Consider the following 23146-nt stretch of genomic DNA (forward strand, 5'->3'; position numbering starts at 1 on the left):
TGGGCATGAAAATTTATTGGATAGCACCACTCTTGCTGTTATGGGCGGGGACAGCGGCAGCGTCGCCGTTGTCGGCGCGTCACGGCGCGGAATGTTTGACGGCAGAACTGTTGGAATCCGGCTGGTTGCGAGCCAGTTACCGCACGGGCGCAGCGTGTGAGCAAGCCGCCTTTCCCGCCAGCCCTTACGTGCTAGATGCCACCCAAAAACCGCTCAAAACAGAAAGCCGTCGCGAATCCGGCAAACAAATCAGCGAAAGCAAACGTCTGCGCATGACCTTGGATGAAGCGTCACTCTGCTTAACCCTGTATGACAAAGCCAAACAACACGAGGTAAGCCAGTTCTGCCCCGGCACGGGTGAACAGGGTTGGCTGACGCTGGCAATGGCAAAAGGCAACACCCAACAACTGTACGGTTTGGGGCAATCACACCCCGCACCGGGGATCAGCGATGGGGATTGGTTACAACGCGGCAAGCGGGTGGCTGGCAGCCAATACGGCAACCAAATGGTGGATGCGCCAGGCGGTTTGGTGGGCAATACCCAGTTTCCGATTCTGTATGCCTTGGGCAAGGATGCGACCCCCTGGGCGTTGTTTCTGGATAACAGTTACCCGCAAAATTGGGATTTCCAGCACGACCCGTTCAAAGTCGGGGTAAACGGTGGCGATGATTTGCGTTTTTACGTGCGGGTGGGGGATTCACTGGCGGATTTGCGGCGTGGCTACATGCAATTGGTGGGCAAGCCGCTGATTCCTAATCGCAAGCTGTTTGGGTTGTGGATGTCGGAATTTGGTTATGACGATTGGGCGGAACTGGATGGCGTGAGCCAATCCTTGCAGAAAAACGCTTTTCCGCTGGATGGCATGGTGATGGATTTGCAGTGGTTTGGCGGTATCCGCGACAATTCCGACAACAGCAGCATGGGTAAATTGGCGTGGGATGAAAGCCATTTCCCCGAACCTGCTGCCAAGCTCAAGCAACTGGCGCAAGAGCAGCACCTTGGGGTGATGTTGATTGAGGAATCCTACATCAGCAAAGGCTTGCCCGAACACCAAAAGCTGCACGACAAAGGTTTTCTGGTGAAACAGCCTGACGGTCAGCCGGTGTATCTGGCGAAAAAACCCTGGTGGGGCAAAGGCGGAATGCTGGATTGGAGCAATCCGGCAGCGGGCGCATTCTGGCATGACTGGAAACGCCAACCGCTGGTCGACATGGGGGTTATGGGGCATTGGACGGATTTGGGCGAACCAATGGATTTTGCCGCTGATGGGGTTTATCACGGTTTTAGCCCCGGCAAAACCCGCCATGCCGATGTGCATAACCTCTACAATTTACTGTGGCATCGCTCGATTTTCGACGGTTATCAACGTAATCACCACGAACAACGCCCGTTTATGTTGTCACGCGCAGGTGGCGCAGGGATGCAGCGTTACGGCGCGGGGATGTGGTCGGGGGATATTCCGGCACGCTTGAAAAACCTTGCGTCCCATTTGAATGCGCAGATGCACATGAGTTTATCCGGTGTCGATTATTTCGGGTCGGATACTGGCGGGTTTTACCGCAATTCGTTTGACGGGAAGCCGGAAGATTATGACCAACTGTACACGCGCTGGTTTGCGGTGTCGGCATTGATTGATCTGCCATTACGCCCGCACGCGGATAATGTGTGTAATTGCTACCAGACCGCACCCGACAAAGTGGGCGATATTGCCAGCAATCGTGCCAATACACGGCTGCGTTACGAGCTGATCCCTTACTACTATGCCTTGGCACACCGCGCTTACCGGCAGGGCGATCCGATTATTGCGCCGGTCATTTACGCGGATGAAGCCGACCCGACCTTGCGCGGCATGGGAGCACAAAAGCTGATTGGTGATAGCTTGTTGGCGGCATTGGAAACGCGCTCAGATAGCAAAACCATGCCGGTGTATTTACCCAAAGGCGAATGGTTTGATTACCACAGCCACGCATGGCAAAGCAGCAAAGGCGAGTGGCTGGAAGATGTGCCGCTGTTCCACGATAAGTTGTACCACTTGCCCTTGTATGCGCGTGCGGGGGCAATTATTCCACTGTTGGAGGTGGGTGACAGCAGCGTCGATGCTTTCGGGCGCAAGCCGGACAGCATGGAGAAACCCGCATTATTGAAGCTGAAAGTTTTCCCACACCACCAAGCCAGCGCATTCACGTTGTATGAAGACGATGGCGAAACCACCGCCTACACACAGGGCAAAGTCCGTACCACTCGCATCCGCCAACAGCGTGATGCTGACCTTCAGCATGTTTGGATCGAGGCGGCGCAAGGCGATTATCAAGGTGCGCCAGCGCAGCGTGAGGTACAGTTGGTGCTGGCAGAAATTGCTCAAGTTGCCGCCGTACTGGTGGATGGCAAGCCTGTGCCAGCAGCGGATAAATCCGGCTTCGGTTGGCAACGCAGCAATTCCAATACCTTGAGTGTGCGCTTGCCAGCGTTGGCAGCCAAACAAGCGCACCACATCGAGATTCGCTATGGAGCGCAGGAGAAAAAGTGATGGCTAACGTTCCCGCATGGGTTTACGTGTTGCTGGTCGTGTCGATTGGGTGCAGCAGTGCGGCGCAAATTTTCCAGAAACTCGCAGCACAGGATTTGGCAACACATCGCGGTTCGCCACTCCAACTGTTGTTGAAGCGTAACATTTTATTGAGCATTTTCTTTCTCGGCACGGGTTTGCTGCTGTGGCTGGTGGTGTTGGGCAAGCTGGAATTGAGTGTCGCTTACCCAATGTTGAGCATGGGTTACGTGGTGGTGATGCTGGCGGCGCGTTGGCTGTTTCACGAAACCATTCCGCCGCGTCGCTGGTTGGGAACGGCATTCATTATGGCGGGCATCTCGCTGCTGGTGGGGGGCGTGTTATGAAATGGTTACTAATGGCGACTTCCATTATTTGCGGCGCATTGGGGCAATTGTTCATGAAGGCAGGAATGCAGTCGGTGGGAGCGCTGGCGGCGTTTTTCCCGGCGTTGCAATCCGGTACGGTGAGCGCGGAACAGTGGTTTGGCGTGCTGTGGGTAGTCGCGGGCATTGTGTGTTACGGCATTGCAATGCTGGTGTGGATTTATGTGCTTGGGCATTTTGAACTGAGCGTGGCGTACCCTTTACTGAGTGTGGGGTATATTTTGGTGTATTTAGGCGCGGTGCTGTGGCCCCGGATTGGCGAATCGTTCACGCTGGAAAAAACGGTGGGAATTGTGCTGATCATGCTGGGCGTGGCGCTGGTGGCAACTCCGACGAAGGCAAATAATCATGAATAACGAACGACCTTACCTTTCTATCATTATCCCGGCGTACAACGAGCAAAGCCGGATTGCCGATTCGTTGTACAAGGTGAAAGACTACCTGTCGCAACAGTCGTACCGCAGCGAAATCATTGTGGTGGACGATGGCAGCCGCGATTTGACGACCGAAGTGGTGAAGTTCATCGACATTTACGGCAAGGAAACCAAGGAGCAGGAGGAAGGCCAGTTGATGGAAAACATCAAAAACGTCGGCAAAGGCTTTTCGATTGCACGCGGCATGATCAAAGCATCCGGCGACATCGTGCTGTTTAGCGATGCGGATCTTTCCACGCCGATTGAGGAAGTCGAGAAGCTGTTGCCGTATTTTGAGCAAGGCTTCGATGTGGTGATCGGTTCACGCAAATTGGCGGATTCCGAGGTGGAAAAAAAGCCTTGGTATCGCGATGCGATGAGTTTGATCTTTAATATGGCAGTACGCACATTGTCAGTGCCGGGGATTAAAGATACCCAATGCGGGTTTAAGGCGTATCGGCGTGAAGCAGCGCAGCGGATTGCGTTATTGCAGCGTATTTACGGGTTTGGGTTTGACGTGGAGCATTTGTACATTGCCCGCAAGCAAGGCTTCAAAATCAAAGAAGTGGCAGTGAAGTGGGAACACATGGACGGCTCTAAAGTTGACCCGATTAAGGACTCGCTACGCATGTTTACGGATTTATTAAAGATTCGCTGGTTGCATCGGGCGATGTAATGAAGCTATCCGCAACGTAGCGCGAGAGCTGATAATAGGATAGGGATGCCATGCACCCCTATCGTTTTACAACAGCGTGAAACTGATGACTGCTAACTTAATGTGGAATCCAGCGGAACAAAAATTCCTTTTTCACCATGACCCACACCACCGCCAGCAAACCAATATGCAGCGCGGTATTGATCCAGAAATCCTTATACCCCGGCAATGGCGTATTCATAATCGCCAGCAGCAGGAACACGTGAATGAAAAACACATACAAGGATGCCTGTCCCAACGGAATAAAAAACCATCCCAAAGCACGGTTCAGCGGCTGCCAGCACAGCGTCAGCAGCGCGTAAATGCTGATAAACAGCACCACCACATTCAACAAACGCCCAATACCGATCTTACTTTTGGAAAAATACTCATTATTGAGATAATGGAAGGTTTCCGCCGGAATCATATTCAAGGTAATCCACTGCGGGATGTGCGGCAATGGATGGTTCCAAGTCAAAAACATGAACCCTAAGGACAACAATACACTCGCCACTATTAGCCACTTGCCCCACACGGTGCGGAAAAACGCTACCACCTCTTGCTTGTAATAGCCCACCACGATGCCGTGCACGTAAATCAACTGCCAAGCCATGATCGGAAACGCATATTCAAACTGTGCCCCGGTGGGGCGTAACGACTGAAACGGCGCACCATAATGGATGGCATACACCACCCAACTAATCCCCAACAGCAGCCAGACCCGTTGTTTGCTCAACATGAAAAACACCAGTGGCGTGATCAAGATGAACATCACCACATACATACCAATCACCTGAAACTGGTGCGGGCCAATTTGCAGCAGCAACGCTTTACTGATCAGTGTAGACAGGCTGCCATCCAGTGGTGGATAAAGTTGGTAGGTTTGATTATTGGGCGCATCGAAAAAAGTGGTAATGACAGTGCTATCGATCCACGGCACATAACGGATTGCCGCCACCAACAAAATCATCACCACACTGATGCGGTACAAATCCACCGAACGCTGAATCAGCCCCGGCATGGTCGCGGGCAGACCATCGCGCTTGACCTTCTTACCGTACACCATCCCGACCACTACCCCAGACAGGATGACGAAAATCTCAGCGGTTGACACGATACCAATGCGCTCCCAACCGACGAACATCAGCAGGGAAAAGAAATCAAAATGGGTGGCAAATAAGAGCGGGATAACAAAGCCACGCATATAATCAAAGCGTAAGTCACGGGTTGCACCCGTTTCGGGGTATGCCCAACTCGCCGGAATCCAATCAGAAAAAGTGCGCGAAGCACGGAGGGTGTCTGTCGTCATGTGTTACCGCCATTTATCGGTTTTTATATTGCGTTTATCCATGCTATGACTGAAGGCAATCGTGTGGCAAGCACTAGCCGCCATACGGTAAGCGGAGGATTGAGAAGTGCTATCGGTGGGTGTAGGCTACCCCATTAGATTGGAATCGGCGGGTGAACGTTGATAGAAAAGCAAACCATCTCCAACATTTTTCTATTGCCAGTGCTTGGCTTGATTGCAGGCGTTGGTAGCGGTTTTTTGCTGTTGCATGATGGCACATTGCCCGTCTGGGTAACGATAGTACTGGCAATCTTGCTGGCGCTGGTCGCTTGGTGGCAAACCGGCTGCATCAACACACACCTCGTAGGAGCCAGCCCTGCTGGCGATTCCCTCGTAACAACGACCACCACAGCCGCTAGGGAATCGCCTGCAAGGCAGGCTCCTACGCGGACACGGTGTTGGAAATATTGGTTGGTGCGGTTGGGGGTGTTTTTATTGGCGGTGATGGTGGGAATTACCGGGCAAGTGGCGTGGTGGTGGGCGCAGGATGATCAACCTTGGTGGCGGTTGGGGTTTGTGCCGTTGCCGACGATGGTGGAAATCCCGGCGGGTGAGTTTCAGATGGGCAGCGAAAACGGAGACAGTGATGAAAAACCTATCCATACCGTGACAATTAAGCAGCCGTTCCGCATGAGTCAGCATGAAATTACTTTTGCCGAATACGATTATTACGTTTGGCTGATGAAACAGAATGAGGTTGAATTCTCCGACGATAAGGTTGAATTCCCCGACGATGAAAAGTGGGGACGTGATACCCGTCCGGTGATCAATGTGTCATGGGATGATGCACAAGGTTATGTGAATTGGCTATCGAAGGAAACCGGGGAAAGCTGCCGTTTACCAACGGAAGCGGAATGGGAATATGCCGCACGGGCGGGGACGACTACAGACTATTTTTGGGGGGATGATGTTGGCAAAAACAACGCCAATTGCGCTGATTGTGGTAGTGAGTGGGATCGCAAACAGACTGCTCCAGTAGGGAGTTTCAAACCCAATCAATGGGGCTTACAGGATATGCACGGCAATGTGTGGGAATGGACGCAAGACTGTTGGCATGACAATTACACTGATGCCCCCAAGGATAGCACGGCATGGGAAAGTAACGGCGACTGTGGTCGGCGTGTGGTTCGCGGGGGGGCGTGGTATTACTATTCAAGCGACCTGTACTCTTCCGGGCGTTTCGACCTTGAACGAGATTACCGTGACAGCATCATAGGTTTTCGTGTTGTTTGCGGTCTCCCATTACCTGTCCGCTGAACCACGGATGCGGGAATCGCGAGCATGGCTCGCTCCTACGATTGTGTTAAGAATGCATCCCCGTAGGAGCCTGCCACGCAGGCGATTTCTTCCCGCCGATGCCTTCCCGCGACGCATCCTCCCCATCCATCACAAATGACCGCCACCACTCACCCGAAAAATCTTGCTCCGCCTTGCTACCCTTCCTATTCTCACGTTTCAAATCCTTCATAAAAATACTGTCATGCTAGAAGCCAGATACCATCAAGGTAACGCCCTGCGCAAAGGGCGTATCTCCATTCCCCAGCAAGTCTATTCGATTACGATTGTGACCCGTGAACGTGTCCCTGTGTTTGCGGAATGGCACGCCGCCCGTAGTCTGATTCAGGTATTGCGTGAACATGACATCAATGGGGATACGCAAACTTTATGTTTTGTAGTGATGCCGGATCATCTGCACTGGCTGATGCAGCTTGGCAACCGCAAAACCTTGTCGGCTACGGTACAAAGCGTGAAATCCCTCACCAGCAAATGTTGTGGCTGGTCGATTTGGCAACGCGGGTTTCATGATCGGGCAATTCGGCAAGGGGAAGACATAACTACGGTGGCGCGTTATATCATCAATAATCCGGTGCGGGCGGGATTGGTGGAGAGTGTGCGGGAATATTCGCATTGGGATGCGGTCTGGGTGAAGGGGGATAAATCGTGATGGTGGCGGATGGGATTGTTGGCGGGGATAATTTAGGATAATCGCCAGCGAGGAAAAGAGAGGGTGTCGAGGGAAGAAATCGTGGGAAGGCATCGCCTGCATGGCAGGCTCCTACGGGGATGCATTCTTAACACAATCGTAGGAGCGAGCCATGCTCGCGATTCCCCCTTTTCAGCGCACAGGTAATGGGAGACCGCAAACAACACGAAAACCGAGAACGTCGTAACGGTAGTCGCGCGCGTTGTCGTAACGGTAGGACGAGCGCAGGAGGTTAGGACTGAGGTTCCACGAACCCCCGCGAACCACACGCCGACCACAGTCGGCATTACTTTCCCATGCCGTGCCATCAGCAGGTGCATCAGCGTAATTGTCATGCCAACAGTCCTGCGTCCATTCCCACACATTGCCGTGCATATCCTGCAAGCCCCATTGGTTAGGCTTAAAACTCACCACCGGGGCAGTCTGTTTATTATCCCACTCACTGCCACAACCATCACAATTGGCGTTGTTCTTGCCAATGTCATCACCCCAGAAATAATCCGTCGTCGTTCCCGCTCGTGCCGCATATTCCCATTCCGCTTCGGTCGGCAAACGGCAACTCAAGCCCTGCCCGTTGCTCTCAGACAACCATTTCACATAGCCTTGCGCATCATCCCACGACACATTGATCACCGGGCGGGTATCACGCCCCCATCCCTGATCATCCGGCTTTTCCTTGCCTTTTACGGCTGCCACATAAGCATCGTATTGGGCAAACGTGACCTCGGTGGCGCTCATCCAGAAGTCATAACCGATATTGACCGTGTGAACTGGTTTTTCGTCATCAGCACCTGTAGCACTGCCCATCTGAAAACTGCCTTGCAGAACCGGCATCAGTTTCATACCCTGCGGCAATTCAAGGCTTTTCATGGCTGCGGCAAAGCCCATCAGGCGGGGTTCGCCTTTGATTTTAGCCTTGGCTTGCAAGCTATTAGGATCAAGCACCCCCGGCTTCGCCAACTTTTCCAATAATTCTTCCGGGCTCATGGCAAAGCGAGCAATGTGATCACCGTATTTCGGCGGCTGATGGTCATTTGGCATTACATACAACCATTGCACACCGGGCAGCTTACCCCAGCCCTGCATCATTTCAGCCTGATGTTTACGCCAGTCCTCGCCCAGCAGCACCTGATCAGCCGTGCCATTATCCAGCAGCTTCGCCGCCAAACGCCGCGCATCCGCATCCGTCGCCGGATACCCAATCACCGCCACCGACAGCACAGGCCAACCCGCCACCGTAGGGCGTTCCGGCTTGCCATTTTCACCCGCCAACCACAACTCCACCCCATCCGCTGTCCCCCCCTTTGCAAAAGGGGGGTTAGGGGGGATTTCCCGCGCCAAGCGAGTCTCTTGCTGCCACTTTACCCAGACAATTTCATCATCGTGGGTTTCCTGCGGCACAATCCACCCGCCTTTGGTAGTCCCCAGCAACAAATCATCACCCACCCACTGCTGGATTTTTTAGGACGGTTCGGCTGAATTCCATTGCGGTTTCACCTGCACAGCCACCGGCATCAACGCCCACACACTCCCCACGAATCCCGCCAAGGTCAGACCCGCCAGCACCCCCATCAAGATTCCAGTCGCCTTATCCAACCGCAACGGCAGATTCTGCGCCTTGCCCCCAAACCCCGCCGCCAACAACTGCTTACGGGTTGTTGCTGCCAAATCCCCCCAACGCAACGGCAAACGTATCCATTTATCCTTGACCGTTGACAATTCCGGCCAATCCAAACACCCATACGCCCCCAGCTTACGCTCCACTTCCTTACGCAAATCCGCATGGCTATGCAGGTCATAAAGCTGTTCGGCGGAAACCCTCACCCCAACCCCTCTCCCAGAGGTAGAGGGGCTTAAGAAAGAAACCACAGCATTATATTTTTCTTGCTCCCCCTCTACCTCTGGGAGAGGGGGCTGGGGGGTGAGGGTCTCCCACAACCCCAACAACGCCACATCCAACGCCAACAACCGCTGCCTTCTCGATTCCTTCCAGGGTCTTTCCGGTGTTTCCCGCGCCCCCAACTCCCGATCCATTTCCGCATAACGCCGCGACCAGAACGCCAATGCCCGTGCCACATCCGCATTTCCCGCCCGTGCCAATTGCGCCAATTCCTGCAACAAGCCGCGCCGCTCCTGGGTAAAGTCAAACCCCGTGCCACTTTCCCGCGCATAACGTTTCAAACTGTGGTATTGCCAGGCACAATCCAACCGCAACGCTTCATGCAAAGCACGAATTTCAGCCTCCATCAACGGGCGTTCCGGCAAAGCGCAAGCCAATGCCCAACGGTGCAATTCATCCAGCGGGCAGACATTCCCCGCCGTCTCACGCTGCCCACCCTGACGCGCCAACCAGCCGGACACCTCCTGCGGTAACAGACATTCCAGCGCATACGGCTTGAACTGGCGGCACAATTCCCCCGGCTGCGGGCTGCAATCCACCATGCACAAATTCGCCCAATGCCCCAACAAGTGCAAAGTAGCGTGCTTTTCATCGGCGTGCGCTGCTTCCATCTGCGCAAGGCTGGTTTGGTCACACAGCACCACCACCAGCGGCTGGTTTTCCGGGTATTCGTGCCGGGTTGACCACAGCACTTCCGCCTGCGGGCTAAGCACCCGTGCGGGCAAACCGTGGAAATAGCCACGCTGCACAAAAATATTCACTGCCTGCAACGTGCCAGAGATTTCATCCGCCAGCCGCGATAAGTCAGGGTTAGTGCTGCTTTGATCCTGCCACAACCACACCTCACGTTCACGGCTGGCAGTACGGAAATGGATGCTGGGCAAGCCACTACGCGCGGTTTCTGCCACGCTGCGCTCGATGTCGAGGCGGTTGAGTGGTTGCTCACTCAGGTAATGGCTGATCCCCCACCCCATCTCGCGGCGTGCTTCACTGCCAAGCAAGTGGTAATCCGGCAATCCTTGTAACGGTGGCAGGTGAAACTTCCCTCGGTGGCGGATAAGCGGCGGTTGCGGCTGACGCACACGGGTACGCAACAACGCCTGATGCAGCAGCCACACCAAGCCGAGTCCTGCACCGAGCAGCAATGCCAGTGGCGGCAACATCCGCTCAAATGGGGAAATGGATTCCACCTTGGTGATCGTCGGACTCCACAGTTCAATGCTATCGACCAGCTTCAGATCACTGTCGGGCTTTTTCTCCGCTTTGGGAATATCAGCAAAGGGTTGCACTGCTGCCGATCTGGACTGGCTGATAACGGGCGGGGTTTTCTTACCTTCTGCATAAACCCACCATAGCAAGAGCAGAACGATGATTGCCAAGATGCCCAAACCGATTGCCAGCACATTCAAGGGTTTACGGGGTTTCTTGGGGGCTGGGGTGTTAGAAGAATCGCCAGCGGGGCTGGCTCCTACCGGGGAATCGGTCTTTGTAGGAGCCAGCCCCGCTGGCGATTCCCCCACCATTACCTCCCCGTCAAACGGAACCAAGGTTTCAAACAACCGCTCAATGCTACGCCGCTGACTATCATCTTTCGCCAACACCGTTTGCAGCAAACCCAGCAATGCCTCTCGTGACAAATTGGGCGCACGGCTAAACACCGCTTGCAGACGCTGTAATTCCGCCGCACCCACCGCGATGCCACGCAAGCGCATATGTTCCAGCAGAATGTCGAGACTGGGGGAATGCTGCATTAGCCTAGATGCCCATAATCCGTATGATCTTTAATCAAGCACATCAACGCAGGCAAGTCCTTCAATGCCACACTATCCGCCAACGCTGCCTTGCTTACACCTTGCGCCGATAGCACACTCAACCACAGCAACAGTTCCGCCGCCCCCGGTTTTTTACTCAAACGTGGGATGTCGCGAATTTCATTGAAACGCTTCAAGGCAGCTTCACGGGTATCAGGATGCAAGTGCGGAAACTGGCTTTGCCATGCAGTCATGATCTCCAACAACAAATCTTTGTCCAGCGCAATGTGATGCACCATACAACGCCGCAAAAACGCATCCGGCAAACGCCGCTCCCCGTTACTGGTAATAATGATAATCGGCGGCGCACCCTTGCGACTGACATACTCACCCTTGTGGAACGGGTGCTCAAAGCGGCTCTGATCGAGTTCCTGCAACAAATCATTCGGAAAATCACGCGGTGCTTTGTCAATCTCATCAATCAGCAATACACATTCCGTCGTGCTGTCATACGCCTGCCACAACGCCCCCGGTTTCAAATACCGCTGCTGCGAACGCGGATCTATTTTTTCCGGTTCTCCCCCTGACAAGGGGGAGTTAGAGGGGGTTTCCCCCCCATGCCGCGCCACATACGCATCCCGCAAATACGCCACCGCATCAAAGTCATAACGCATATCCGCCGCCTGACTGTTGGAATGCACCTGATACGCAAACAGCGGAATCTTGAAAAACCGCTTAATAAACCACGCCACCTGTGTCTTGCCCGTCCCCGGTTCGCCAGTCAATAACAACGGCACTCGCGCCGCCAACGCCGCATTAATGGCAGTTAGCAACGCCGCCGAAGGTCGGAAACGTTCCGCCGACTTATCCAAATCGCGTTCATTGGCAATTGTTGCCGTCGCCGCCAACGCCTGCATTTTTCCCGGTAAATGTTCCGCATCGTGGCGTTGCCAGTCGCTGGGTTTATTGATGATGTGGAAAGCGTCATTCATGGCTTGAGGTATTCCTGATAATCGCGTTGATACTGTTTCCAGATCAGGTTAACGGTGGTTTCAAACAACCCGCCGGTTTGTTCAGCAACCCATTCGGCGAATACCCAAGGGTCGATCTTATGGGCTGGTAGCTTAAGTTCGTTGTACCAGTAACGTTGATTGGATTCGAGGAAATCGTTGATTTCATCGGCTTCCAGTTTGCTAAGCGCATCTTTGAGGATAATCGGCACCATCGGGCAGGCTGTAAACGTGCGCAGGTTACGTAACTCTTTGTTGACACTGGTCTGTACCGATTGGGCATGGCGTTCATCGTGGACTTCCAAGCAAAAGGCATTGATCAGGATGGCTTTTTCCAACTTAACTTGGGTCAAATACTCACGCATGGAAGTTCCCCATGTATCCAGCCAACCAGAGACTGCTGCTTCCTGACCTTCCTCAACCCGGAACAGCCAATTCAGGGCGATACAGCATTCTTGATGGCTCAGCCCGCGCCGTTTCAATTCCCTGTTGAAAATGACCTCCGGGTATTCACTGCCATGCAAAATGCCTTCACTGATCGCCACTTCCAGCACATCGAGTGCATCTTCATCCGCAGCAATGGTGATGTGGAAATAATACTGCACGACCGTCAGGCTATTTTTCGGGTCATCGTATTGCAAACGCTGCCTGATTTGTTCGGGTACATCGTGCGGGCAGGCTTTGGCATCACCCGTCACCGCATAAGTAGTCAACGGAATATGCTGGCTCGAATGCCGTTGGATACTGCCCGCCATTTGGTCTTTCAAGGCTACGCGCCCCAGCATGACTTTCAGCAGCGCGGCGCGAAACTGACGCGCCCGTTTTTGCTGACTTCCAGCAACCTGCAATTGCGGAGTTTTGCCGTTCATCCACACAAAGCTTTGCATTCTTTGGCGGGGATGCAATGCCTGTTGCGCAATCAAACCACTCAAATCACCGTTATTGGCTGTCCGTTCCATGACTTCGGACAGGTTTTTTTCCAGATCAGCCCAATTGCTGTCCTTTCTGCTGAAAGTGCATTGAATCCACACCAAGCGGGATTCCTGCACCAACAGATGCGGATAGTGTTCCAACCCTTTGCCCTGACCAATCACGTTGATAATCACCACAGGCTGTATCCCGGCATCTGCAATCCACTCACCCAGCGTTTGCAGGGAAAGCGACGCTTCACCATCTGACCCACTATCGAGTTGTAATTGTTCACCCTCAAAACGGGCGTAGATATAAAGCAAATCAGGTTGATGCAAACGCAGTTCGCGGCGTAGTGATTGCGGCGTTTTAATGCGCGGAATCAGCCCCTGAATATCCAGATAGGCTTCCAGATAATTTTCCACCAAGGAACAGTGCTTATCCACCACAATGCCCTGCTGGTTGGCAGGAATCACCAATAGCGGGGTATGCGGGGCAAGGGTGCTAAAACCGGGTAAACGGCTACGCCCTGCCCCGGTTTCCACCACCCACCCAGAATCCAGCAACGGTTTACCCGTTTGCGGATGCGGTAAGCGATGCCAAGGCAACATGGCAAGCTCAGGGGCATCGGTCAAAATGCGTACCCGACCTTTGATACCGTCTATTGCTTGCTCACCCAACAACCAAATTGCCAGTGGTAGCAACTGTTCCGGCGTCGCGTCGATACCCGGCAGCTCAGCACAAGACAACGTGCGAAGGTTGCGTCCATCATCCTCCGCTTGCAACTCATTACCCTTCCGCGTCAACACCCACGACAACCAAACATCATACCCCTCACGCTGCTCCCCCGTAGGAGCCTGCCTTGCAGGCGATTCCTTCCCCATTTCAATAAAATCAGCAGAATCGCCAGCAGAGCTGGCTCCTACGGGGGAAAGATTGCCGAGGGCATCGGTGATAATGGCATCCATCTGCTCGACATCATCGTAAACATATTCGCGGTAGTTGAAAGTGCGGATAGCTTCTGGCAATTCGATCCGCCCAGAACGCGCCCCCGGATAGACAGGCAAGATAGGGAAACGCTTATCATCGTTTTTATCCCCCAGATGGCGATCAAGTGCTATGCCAATTTCGTACTCCACATAGGCGCGTATTGGCTCACGCGGCATGAACAATAGGAAGGCACAAGTATCAGCATGGTTGATGTATTTGGCAAACTGGTTGGTATACTGAACACCGTGCTCAAGATTAGTTTTGTCTAACCACACTTGCAGGTTATGGGCTTGAGCCAATGGACGCTTTACCAATGCATCCGCAAAACGCAGCAACTCCGGCTTATCGGTGCTGTTGTGGCTTAGAAAAATGTAACGAGGTTTGGTCATGTCAGAATCCGGGACGAGGGGCAACCCCAAAAGATACTGACAGTATTTTTAGCATATAAAAGCCAATAAATAGAGCTTTTATTTCGTAAGAGTTCATCCCCCACGAATTGCTATTTATCAGAAGGTTGACTAGGCTCTCTGCAAACCATCAGTACAGGCATTCTCCATGACTGAAGCGCAAACCTTTCAGCTCCACACCACCTACCAGCCCGCGGGCGACCAACCCGAAGCGATTCGCTCGCTGGTCAACGGCTTAAACGATGGCTTGCTGCACCAAACCCTGCTGGGGGTAACAGGTTCCGGCAAAACCTTCACAATGGCGAATATCATCCAACAAACCCAGCGCCCCGCGATTATTCTGGTACACAATAAAACGCTGGCAGCCCAGCTTTACGGCGAAATGAAAGAGTTCTTCCCGAATAATGCGGTGGAATACTTCGTCTCCTACTTCGATTATTACCAGCCGGAAGCCTATGTGCCGTCCAAAGACGTGTACATCGAAAAAGATTCCGCCATTAATGATCACATCGAGCAAATGCGCCTTTCCGCCACCCGCAACCTGTTCGAGCGCAAAGATGTCATTATTATCGCCACGGTTTCATCCATTTACGGCTTAGGCGACCCCGAATCGTATTTGAAAATGTTGCTGATTCTGGTGCGCGGTGACCGCATTGACCAACGCACTATCTTGCGTCGCCTTGCGGAAATGCAATACAGCCGCAACGACCTAGACCTGCAACGCGGCACGTTTCGGGTACGCGGCGAAGTCATCGACATTCACCCTGCCGAATCTGACAAAGAAGCCATCCGCATCGAACTCTTCGACGACGAAATCGAAAATCTCAGCTATTTCGACCCACTGACGGGCGAAGTGCTGCGCCGCGTGCCACGCCTCACGGTTTACCCGAAAACGCACTATGTCACTCCGCGTGAAGTGCTATTAGCCGCCATCGACTACATCAAAGCCGAACTCAAAGAACGCCTAAAAGTATTACGTGAAAATGACCGCTTAGTGGAAGCGCAACGCCTCGAACAACGCACCCAGTACGACATCGAAATGATCGTCGAAACCGGCTACTGTTCCGGCATCGAAAACTATTCGCGCTACCTCTCGAAACGCCCTGCGGGTGAACCACCACCGTGCTTATTCGATTACCTGCCGCGCAATGCCATCGTGTTCATCGACGAAGCCCACGTCACCATCCCGCAATTCGGCGGCATGTACAAAGGTGATTATTCGCGCAAAAGCACACTGGTCGATTACGGCTTTCGCCTGCCCTCCGCGCTCGACAATCGCCCGCTGCGCTTTGACGAATTCGAGAAACTGATTCCGCAAGCCATCCACGTTTCCGCCACCCCCGGCACGTATGAGCTGGAACATTCCGACAATATCGCCGAACAAGTGGTACGCCCCACCGGACTGGTCGATCCCGAAGTCGAAGTTCGTCCCATCATTTCACAAGTCGATAACGTCATGTCCGAAATCAGCGAACGCGCCCGCCGCAACGAGCGCGTGCTGGTCACAACCCTGACCAAACGCATGGCGGAAGACCTCACCGATTACCTGATGGAACACGGCATCAAAGTACGCTACCTGCACTCTGACATTGACACCGTGGAGCGCGTCGAAATCATCCGCGACTTACGTAAAGGCGAGTTTGATGCACTGGTGGGAATTAACTTGCTGCGGGAAGGCTTGGATATACCGGAAGTATCACTGGTAGCGATTCTGGATGCGGATAAGGAAGGTTTCCTGCGCTCCGAACGCTCCCTCATCCAAACCATCGGACGCGCCGCCCGCAATTCCGAAGGCAAAGCGATTCTGTACGCCGACAAAATCACCGAGTCGATGCGCAAAGCGATGAGTGAGACCAGCCGCCGCCGCACTAAACAGCTTGCCCACAATGAAACGCAAGGCATTACCCCACAAACCATCCGCAAGCGCATTGCCGATGTGATGGAAGGCGCTTACGCCAATGCCACCAAGGGCAAAGGCAAAACACGCGGCGAAAAGAAAGTCGCCGAAGACGCGGCAGAATACCGCAGCTTAACACCCGATCAAGCCATCAAGCAGATAAAAAAGCTGGAAGAAAAGATGTTCCAGCACGCCAAAAATCTGGAGTTTGAACAAGCCGCATCAGTCCGGGATCAGGTTGCCCACATCCGGGCGCGAGTGTTCGGGCTAGAGTAGGTCGGACTTTAGTCCGACAATCAGCGTGAATGCTGGCTATTACGGAAATGTCGGGCTGAAGCCAGACCTACGCTTTTTGCTCGAATTCAGTCTTCAGCGTGGTGTAATGCTGTGCAAACATCACTTCCAACTCATCAATCACCACCGTCGCTGATTTGCCATGAATCACGTGCGCGGTCATCAGGCTGGACGTTTCATTCAATAAACGTTCACGTGGAACCATTGGATAGGTAGCCGTCAGGCGTTTAATCGCTTTGACTACGCTTTCCTGCTCTGGGCGCTCAATGCTTTCTGGTGAAGGGAATTCGGTCATGGGCTCAAGGTCAGGCGTAGGCGAGCCTGCGAGAAATTCGGCAAACCGCAGCAGGGTTGCCTGATCGTTTGAACTCATGTTGCGGTATAGCTTGCGAAGACGCTTTTCTTCGGCAGAGCCGGTTGATTGTGGCATACCGGGTAACATGGGGTTTCCTGTGTGATGCAAATAATCCGGGGTACAGCACGATACGCTGTACCCAACACGGACTTACTTCTGCTTTTTGAGGTTTTCGCAATAACTGCGGGCAAACTCCAACAGCTCTTCCATCGCACGGACTTTGAACTTCTGGCGCTGGCGCACGAAAGAAAAGTCGCGGGTCAATGGCGGGTCAAGCGGGATAGCAACCAACGAACCCAGACGCAATTCTTTGCCAATACTGGCGCTGGAAACAATGGAAACGCCCATACCGGCTTCCACAGCACCTTTCACGGCTTCTGGGCTACCCAGTTCCAAGCAAGCGTTCATCGCGTGCTTGTCCATGCCTAATGCATACAGATAGTCGAGTACCACTTCACGTGTACCGGAGCCTTCTTCACGGCAGATGAAGGGGTATTCCAACACGTCTTTCAGCTTCACCGCCGTTTTGCTCGCCAGTGCGTGTGTCGGCGGAACGATCAGCACCAAATCATCCTGACGGCAGACTTCCACCAGCAAGTTTTTGTTGTTGACCACGCCTTCGACAACGCCAAGATCAATCACGTTGTTTTCCACCATTGACACAATGCCTTCGGTGTTGGATACACGTAAACGCAATCTGACATCGGGGTTCTTGGAATTGAACTCGCCCAGCAATGAAGGCAGCATGTATTCGGAAATGGTCGTGCTCGCACCAATGGTCAACGAACCACTGATGTCATTCGTCATTTCACGAATAGCATTTTCCATTTCGCTGTATTGTTCGAAAATACGCTCGGAATACTCGAACGTGATCTTCCCGGCTTCTGTGAGGGAGACGCGGTTGTGCGTCCGGTCAAACAGACGGGTATCAAACTGATCTTCCAACTGACGGATCTGGAATGTGACCGCCGGTTGCGTCATGTGCAGCACTTCTGCTGCCTTGGTGAAGCTCAACAAGCGAGCCACCGCATGAAAGACCTGTAATCTTCTATCAGCCATATGATTACCTATTCTCCTATTACCAGTCCTAGCAAACCCCACAGGGAATCCATCCTTGCCATCCCTGTTCCGGTTATTCATTCCCGGATATTTACTACTGATCAATGTTTAAAAAAACCTATCGAAAATCCCAACCGTTATCACCAGAGGAATTTGTTATAGATAGCATAGAACAATTTTCGCATTATGGTTAATGATATGTTCAGCTTTATGAATAAAATGATATACCGGTGATAAGTAGCGATAAACGGCGCAGCCCTTTACCCTACTACGCTACACATTTTTCTCTTTTCCCTCTTCCACTGCTTTTGCGGGTGACTCTGGTTGCTTGCTCGGAATACGCGGGTCATCATCATCCATCAAAATGCGATGTGCAGGTCCTTCCAAGTCATCGTACTGCCCGCTTTTGACGGTGTAAATAAAGGCTATCACCACGACAATCATCACGCCGAGTGCTATCGGAATCAGCAAGTACAAGGCATCCATCGCGTTACATCCCAACCAAACCTGACATTATAGACTAGAATCACTCATTTTTCAGACGCAATGAATTAAGCACCACCACCAAAGAACTGGCGGACATGCCAATCGCTGCCATCCAAGGCGCGATCATGCCTGTCGCCGCCAACGGGATAGCCAACAGATTATAGGCAATCGTCCATAAAAAGTTCTGTTTAATAATGGTTTGCATCCGCCGCGAAGTACGCACCGCCAAGGGTAACTGCCGTAAATTTTCAGACAATAACACCATATCCGCACTGGCTTGCGCTAATTGTGAGCCGCTACCCATCGCAATCGACACTGGCGCACCCGCCAGCACCGGCGCATCATTCACCCCATCACCGACCATTGCCACTACCGCACCCTGAGCTTGCAGATGATGCATGTACGCCAACTTGTCAGCGGGCAATTGACCACCGTGCGCATGGGCAATACCCAATTGCTGCGCAACGGCTGCGACAACACTAGGGGAATCACCGCTGAGCAAGGTCACTGTGACCCCTTGAGCTTGCAGCTCTTCCACCATTTGTGCAGCTTCAGCACGTAACTGATCCGCGAGACTAAACACGGCTAACCAGCCATCCGTTGAACCCAGGAAAACTTGTGAGCGGTCGCCAGCGGCTGACACCTTGTCAGGTAATGGGCATCCGGTTAATTCTGCCACGAATGTGTGCGTACCAAGTCGGTAATGCTTACCCGCATACACACCTTTCACACCCCGCCCGGATTCTGCCATCAGGTCGCTAACAGTTGCCGGGGTGTCACTGAGACGTACAATCGCGTGGGCAACCGGGTGTTCCGACGCCATTTCCAGCCCTGCGGCGATTTGCTGGCAAACCTGTACAGGTTCAGCGCCCAAGGTTTGCACGTCAACCACTTCCAAATGACCGTGCGAGAGCGTGCCAGTTTTATCGAAAATAATGTGATTGACTCGTGCCAAGGTTTCCAACGCATGACCACGGGTCGTCAGCACACCTTTAGAGGTGAGCAAACCGGTAGCGGCTGTCAAGGCGGTGGGGGTCGCCAGAGAAAACGCGCACGGGCAGGTAATAACCAATACCGACAGTGCAATCCAGAACGCTTCCGAAGGTTGGTGTTGATACCACCAGGCAAACACTGCCGCTGCCGTCAGTAAAATCAACGGCACAAAGCGCGAAGCCACTTTTTCTGCCAAACGCGCCAATTCCGGCTTTTCGGCTTGCGCCCGTTCCAGCAAACGGATAATGGCAGCCAACACCGTACTATCGCCAACTTTGTCGACGCGCATTGTCAACGGGCTTTCCATATTGACCGTACCACCAACCAAGGCATCGCCCGGTTGTTTGTGGCAAGGCAGACTTTCGCCAGTCAATAGCGCCTCATTGGTGCTGCTTGTGCCATCGGTGACGACACCATCAGCCGGTACTACTTCGCCCGGCTTGATTAACACATGATCACCCAACTCAAGTTGACTGACCGGAATCACCTCCTGCGCACCATCGCGCAAGCGTGTCGCCGTCGCAGGCATTAAACGCACCAACTCCTCCGCCACCTGACCGGACTTATGCCGCGCCGCCATTTCCAAATAGCGCCCTGTCAGTAGGAAAAAGGTGAACATCGTGACTGAATCAAAATAGACTTCGCCGCCACCGGTGAACGTTGCCCAAACACTGGCAGTAAACGCAATCCCGATTCCCAATGATACCGGCACATCCATGCCAAAGCGCCCGCGCCGCAAATCCCGCCATGCCGAAGTGAAAAACACTCTTGCGGAATAAAACACCACGGGTATGGTCATCACCAGACTAATCCAGCGCAAAAAATCGCGCATTCCGGTATCCATATCCGACACCGCGCCGATGTACATGGCGATTGCAATCATCATCACTTGCATCATGCCCAAACCCGCGATGGCAATACGGCGCAATGCAGCGGATTTTTCCTTTTTTTGCAAAGACTCAAGTCGACGCGGGTCAAAGGGGTGGGCGTGATAGCCAATTTCGGAAATAGCCTGCAACACCTGGCTTAAATGCAGGCGTTCGTTATCCCATTTCAAGGTAGCGCGGTGGGTAGAATAGTTAATACGGAAATCCAGCACCCCGTCGAGTTGCCTGACGTGATGCTCATTGAGCCAAACGCACGCAGCACACACAATGCCTTCCAGAATCAGCGACGCTTCCCGGATATTTGCGCCGGTTTCGCGCACAAACGATTTCTGCAAATCCGGTGAATCGTAAACCTGTAATTGCCGCAATGCCTCTGGCACTAAATCATCGGGCTTATCGCTGATTTTGGTACGGAAACGGTAATAATCGGTGAGGTTATTATCGACAATTGCCGTCGCCACCGCGTGACAGCCCGTACAACACATTTCACGCGATTCTTCATCAATATCAACGCTATAATGCGTACCAGGCGGAATGGGCTGACCGCAATGAAAGCAATCGCTGGAAGCTAGGTGTAAAGAAGTGTCACTCATGATGGCTTAAGGTTTCTCTCCGACCCAGGTTTCGCCTTTCACTTCGTGGACTTCATCACCACGCTTAACCGTCATCACCATATCCCATGCCCCCGGTGCAGGCAAAGCAATAGGTTGACCATAGAAACCGGGGGCAGCTTCCGGCAACTCCAAAGTGACATCCATTGCTTTATTGGAAGGGCGTAAAAAAGAAACCTTCACATTCCCGCTCATGACGGCTTGACCCGCTTTATCGGTCACGTGGATACGGAACATGCTCGCCTTATTCGGTTGTGGCTTTTCCAGCCAACCATCGGCAACTTGCCAACCACGTTCCTGCTGGGTTTTCAACTGACCAATGTAGTTATTATACAGGTCATATTTTTTCTGGTAGTCATTGGAAACAGTACCGGGGAAAGCAGAGGTGACATTTTGTGCGCTTTCACGGCGTGGTTCTGGCAAGAAATTGCGGATAAAATCAGCACTCGCACCACTGTTTGCCAAAGTAATAATCGTGGAGTCCACAATCACGAGTATCATGAAAAAGCCGATAATAATCCCCGGTCCCCAATGCAACCTACCGCCATCGGTATCTGAGCCAGGTCGGTTGCCGACAATAATCCCCGGCAACACCGCTGCCATCGTGAAAAAGGCAAAGTGGATGGCGAATACATCCAGACCTCCCCAATACAACACTGCCAACGGCACATAAATCGCCAACACGACCAAAAATGTCAGCAATGACGCCAACTTACCGGGGCGTTTCAGGACTTTGTAAAACAAGACAAACAGGGCAAGCGAAACCAGTACGCCCACCCCTAATGTAAATGCTATATTTTGATTTTCCATGCAGCCTTACGGAGTCATAAAGTGTGAAGGAACGATAACAGGCTCTACCACTTTACCTTCCAACGGCGTAAGCCTGAACTGGAAGTCATGGTTTTTGCCTGCCTCACCGGGCTGCATAGTATAGCGGACTTTTGCCAAGACGCGCAGTGTTGAATCCGGTTTCACGCTCAAATCATTGATCTGCAAATCCATTTCAGCATTAGGCAAACCCTCGATTACTAGGGTATAACGCGCCGCCTCCATAGTTTTGTTATTGATTTTGACTTCGTAGCTGTTTTGAATACGCCCATCAGAAAGTGTAACGTACAAGGGGCTGCGAATCTGCACGGCAGTCACTTCCAGTTGCTTGCTGCTAGCAATGCTCCACACCAGATAAATCGTTGCAAACAAGGTAGCCAAGCCATAACCCACGGTGCGCAACTTGAGAATTTTGGTCTTCTTGCCTTCCAACGCATGTTCAGAGGTATAACGGATCAAACCGCGTTTCCAGCCTTGTTTATCCATAATGCCATCGCAGGCATCAATACACAGCGCACAGTGAATGCAGCTAATTTGCAAACCGTCGCGAATGTCGATTCCTGTTGGGCAAACTTGCACACACAAGCCACAATCCACGCAATCGCCGTGACCTTTTTCTTGACGGAAAGCTTGATCACGCAACTCTTTCACCGGCTTGACACGCCCGGTAGTGCCTTCACCGCGATTCATGTCATACGACACGATCATGGTATCCTGGTCAAACATAACGCTTTGGAAACGAGAGTAAGGGCACATGTGCAAACACACGTATTCCTTCGCCCAACCGGCTGTCAAATAGGTCGTGAGCGTTAAAATAATGACCGTGCCGTACAATGCGGTGGGAGCTGTTCCGGTGAAGAATCCGGCAGTCAATTCAAACGCATCCCCCCAGTACAGCCCAAAACTCAAGCCTGTCCACATCGCCAATAGCAACCACAAAGCATGGGTCAAACCCACTTTGCGAATCTTTTCGGTATTCCACGGCTGTTTATCCAAACGCAAGCGGGCGACACGATCGCCTTGCACCCAACGCTCAATCCAACGGAATGCATCCGTCCACAAAGTCTGGAAACAGAAATACCCGCAGAATACCCGCCCAAACAGCGTGGTCACAAAGAACAACAATACCGCCGCAAGGAATAGCAACGCCGTCAGCCAGAAAATATCCTGCGCGTGCATCACCAAGTCGAACATGTAGTAACGTCGCCCCGGAATATCAAACAAGATCGCCTGATCCGGCCCCACGGCACGTTCCCAGCGAATCCAAGGCAATAAAAAAAACACCGCATAGCCCAGCAACAAAATGCCGGTTTTAATGTTGCGAAAACGACCTTCTACCGAGCGAGGCTGGAGAGAGGCTTTGGGCTGGATGGCTTGTTCAATACTCATGTTGCAATA

The 23146-nt window shown here is 52.7% G+C and carries 19 protein-coding genes; 7 read left to right on the forward strand and 12 right to left on the reverse strand.

Features of this window, described 5'->3' with window-relative positions; genetic code table 11:
* Positions 1 to 5 precede the first annotated feature (5 nt).
* The 4 genes from L2Y54_RS17540 to L2Y54_RS17555 are packed head-to-tail and all read left to right on the forward strand — an operon-like array spanning position 6 to position 4021.
* Entirely contained in the window at positions 6 to 2528 is a 2523-nt protein-coding gene (locus tag L2Y54_RS17540) for a TIM-barrel domain-containing protein (protein ID WP_236497924.1), read from the forward strand.
* Positions 2528 to 2893, forward strand: coding sequence for a DMT family transporter (locus L2Y54_RS17545; RefSeq protein WP_202718581.1), 366 nt, complete (start codon positions 2528 to 2530; stop codon positions 2891 to 2893). Before L2Y54_RS17540 ends, L2Y54_RS17545 begins: the two co-directional genes overlap by 1 nt.
* Positions 2890 to 3288 carry a DMT family transporter gene (locus L2Y54_RS17550; protein WP_236497925.1) on the forward strand — a complete coding sequence of 133 codons (399 nt, stop codon included), beginning with the start codon at positions 2890 to 2892 and terminating at the stop codon, positions 3286 to 3288. The genes L2Y54_RS17545 and L2Y54_RS17550 overlap by 4 nt, the downstream gene beginning before the upstream one ends.
* Positions 3281 to 4021: a dolichyl-phosphate beta-glucosyltransferase gene (locus L2Y54_RS17555; protein WP_236497926.1), complete on the forward strand. Its 741-nt coding sequence runs from the start codon at positions 3281 to 3283 to the stop codon at positions 4019 to 4021. The genes L2Y54_RS17550 and L2Y54_RS17555 overlap by 8 nt, the downstream gene beginning before the upstream one ends.
* Positions 4022 to 4118: 97 nt before the next feature.
* Here L2Y54_RS17555 and opgC read toward each other — a convergent pair whose 3' ends face one another.
* Positions 4119 to 5348, reverse strand: a complete 1230-nt coding sequence (gene opgC, locus L2Y54_RS17560; protein WP_236497927.1) for an OpgC domain-containing protein — start codon at positions 5346 to 5348, stop codon at positions 4119 to 4121.
* Between the two features lie 159 nt (positions 5349 to 5507).
* Between opgC and L2Y54_RS17565 the strand changes: the two genes are divergently transcribed.
* Positions 5508 to 6644, forward strand: coding sequence for a formylglycine-generating enzyme family protein (locus L2Y54_RS17565; RefSeq protein ID WP_236497928.1), 1137 nt, complete (start codon positions 5508 to 5510; stop codon positions 6642 to 6644).
* Between the two features lie 46 nt (positions 6645 to 6690).
* On the opposite strand, the gene L2Y54_RS17570 is transcribed toward L2Y54_RS17565, so the two are convergent.
* Positions 6691 to 6855, reverse strand: coding sequence for a hypothetical protein (locus tag L2Y54_RS17570; RefSeq protein ID WP_236497929.1), 165 nt, complete (start codon positions 6853 to 6855; stop codon positions 6691 to 6693).
* Between the two features lie 12 nt (positions 6856 to 6867).
* On the opposite strand from L2Y54_RS17570, the gene L2Y54_RS17575 reads away from it, so the two are divergent.
* On the forward strand, positions 6868 to 7332 hold the full coding sequence (locus L2Y54_RS17575) for an REP-associated tyrosine transposase (protein ID WP_236497930.1): 465 nt from the start codon (positions 6868 to 6870) through the stop codon (positions 7330 to 7332).
* Between the two features lie 171 nt (positions 7333 to 7503).
* On the opposite strand, the gene L2Y54_RS17580 is transcribed toward L2Y54_RS17575, so the two are convergent.
* Genes L2Y54_RS17580 through L2Y54_RS17595 form a run of 4 tightly spaced genes read right to left on the reverse strand, consistent with a single transcriptional unit; the run spans position 7504 to position 14320 of the window.
* On the reverse strand, positions 7504 to 8817 hold the full coding sequence (locus L2Y54_RS17580) for a formylglycine-generating enzyme family protein (protein ID WP_236497932.1): 1314 nt from the start codon (positions 8815 to 8817) through the stop codon (positions 7504 to 7506).
* Between the two features lie 15 nt (positions 8818 to 8832).
* On the reverse strand, positions 8833 to 11022 hold the full coding sequence (locus L2Y54_RS17585) for a hypothetical protein (protein ID WP_236497933.1): 2190 nt from the start codon (positions 11020 to 11022) through the stop codon (positions 8833 to 8835).
* On the reverse strand, positions 11022 to 12014 hold the full coding sequence (locus L2Y54_RS17590) for an AAA family ATPase (protein WP_236497934.1): 993 nt from the start codon (positions 12012 to 12014) through the stop codon (positions 11022 to 11024). The genes L2Y54_RS17585 and L2Y54_RS17590 overlap by 1 nt, the downstream gene beginning before the upstream one ends.
* Complete coding sequence (locus L2Y54_RS17595; protein WP_236497935.1) at positions 12011 to 14320, reverse strand: toll/interleukin-1 receptor domain-containing protein; 2310 nt, start codon at positions 14318 to 14320, stop codon at positions 12011 to 12013. The genes L2Y54_RS17590 and L2Y54_RS17595 overlap by 4 nt, the downstream gene beginning before the upstream one ends.
* 166 nt (positions 14321 to 14486) lie before the next feature.
* Between L2Y54_RS17595 and uvrB the strand changes: the two genes are divergently transcribed.
* A complete protein-coding gene (uvrB, locus tag L2Y54_RS17600; RefSeq protein WP_236497937.1) occupies positions 14487 to 16511 on the forward strand; it encodes an excinuclease ABC subunit UvrB in 2025 nt (674 codons plus the stop codon).
* A gap of 67 nt (positions 16512 to 16578) precedes the next feature.
* Here the strand turns inward: uvrB and L2Y54_RS17605 are convergent, their stop codons facing one another.
* From L2Y54_RS17605 to ccoG, 6 genes are all read right to left on the reverse strand, one after another.
* Positions 16579 to 16971: a hypothetical protein gene (locus tag L2Y54_RS17605; RefSeq protein WP_236497938.1), complete on the reverse strand. Its 393-nt coding sequence runs from the start codon at positions 16969 to 16971 to the stop codon at positions 16579 to 16581.
* Positions 16972 to 17034: 63 nt separating this feature from the next.
* The gene (locus L2Y54_RS17610; protein ID WP_236497939.1) at positions 17035 to 17943 is read right to left on the reverse strand and encodes a selenium metabolism-associated LysR family transcriptional regulator; all 909 of its coding nucleotides are present in this window, start codon (positions 17941 to 17943) and stop codon (positions 17035 to 17037) included.
* Positions 17944 to 18216: 273 nt separating this feature from the next.
* Positions 18217 to 18429, reverse strand: a complete 213-nt coding sequence (gene ccoS / locus L2Y54_RS17615) for a cbb3-type cytochrome oxidase assembly protein CcoS (protein WP_236497940.1) — start codon at positions 18427 to 18429, stop codon at positions 18217 to 18219.
* 40 nt (positions 18430 to 18469) lie between these two features.
* Positions 18470 to 20902 carry a heavy metal translocating P-type ATPase gene (locus tag L2Y54_RS17620; protein WP_236497941.1) on the reverse strand — a complete coding sequence of 811 codons (2433 nt, stop codon included), beginning with the start codon at positions 20900 to 20902 and terminating at the stop codon, positions 18470 to 18472.
* A 6-nt stretch (positions 20903 to 20908) separates the two neighbouring features.
* Positions 20909 to 21730 carry a FixH family protein gene (locus L2Y54_RS17625; protein ID WP_236497942.1) on the reverse strand — a complete coding sequence of 274 codons (822 nt, stop codon included), beginning with the start codon at positions 21728 to 21730 and terminating at the stop codon, positions 20909 to 20911.
* Between the two features lie 6 nt (positions 21731 to 21736).
* Positions 21737 to 23137, reverse strand: a complete 1401-nt coding sequence (ccoG, locus tag L2Y54_RS17630; protein ID WP_236497943.1) for a cytochrome c oxidase accessory protein CcoG — start codon at positions 23135 to 23137, stop codon at positions 21737 to 21739.
* Positions 23138 to 23146: the final 9 nt, after the last annotated feature.

It is taken from the genome of Thiothrix winogradskyi (assembly GCF_021650935.1).
GTDB classification, from domain to species: Bacteria; Pseudomonadota; Gammaproteobacteria; order Thiotrichales; family Thiotrichaceae; genus Thiothrix; species Thiothrix winogradskyi.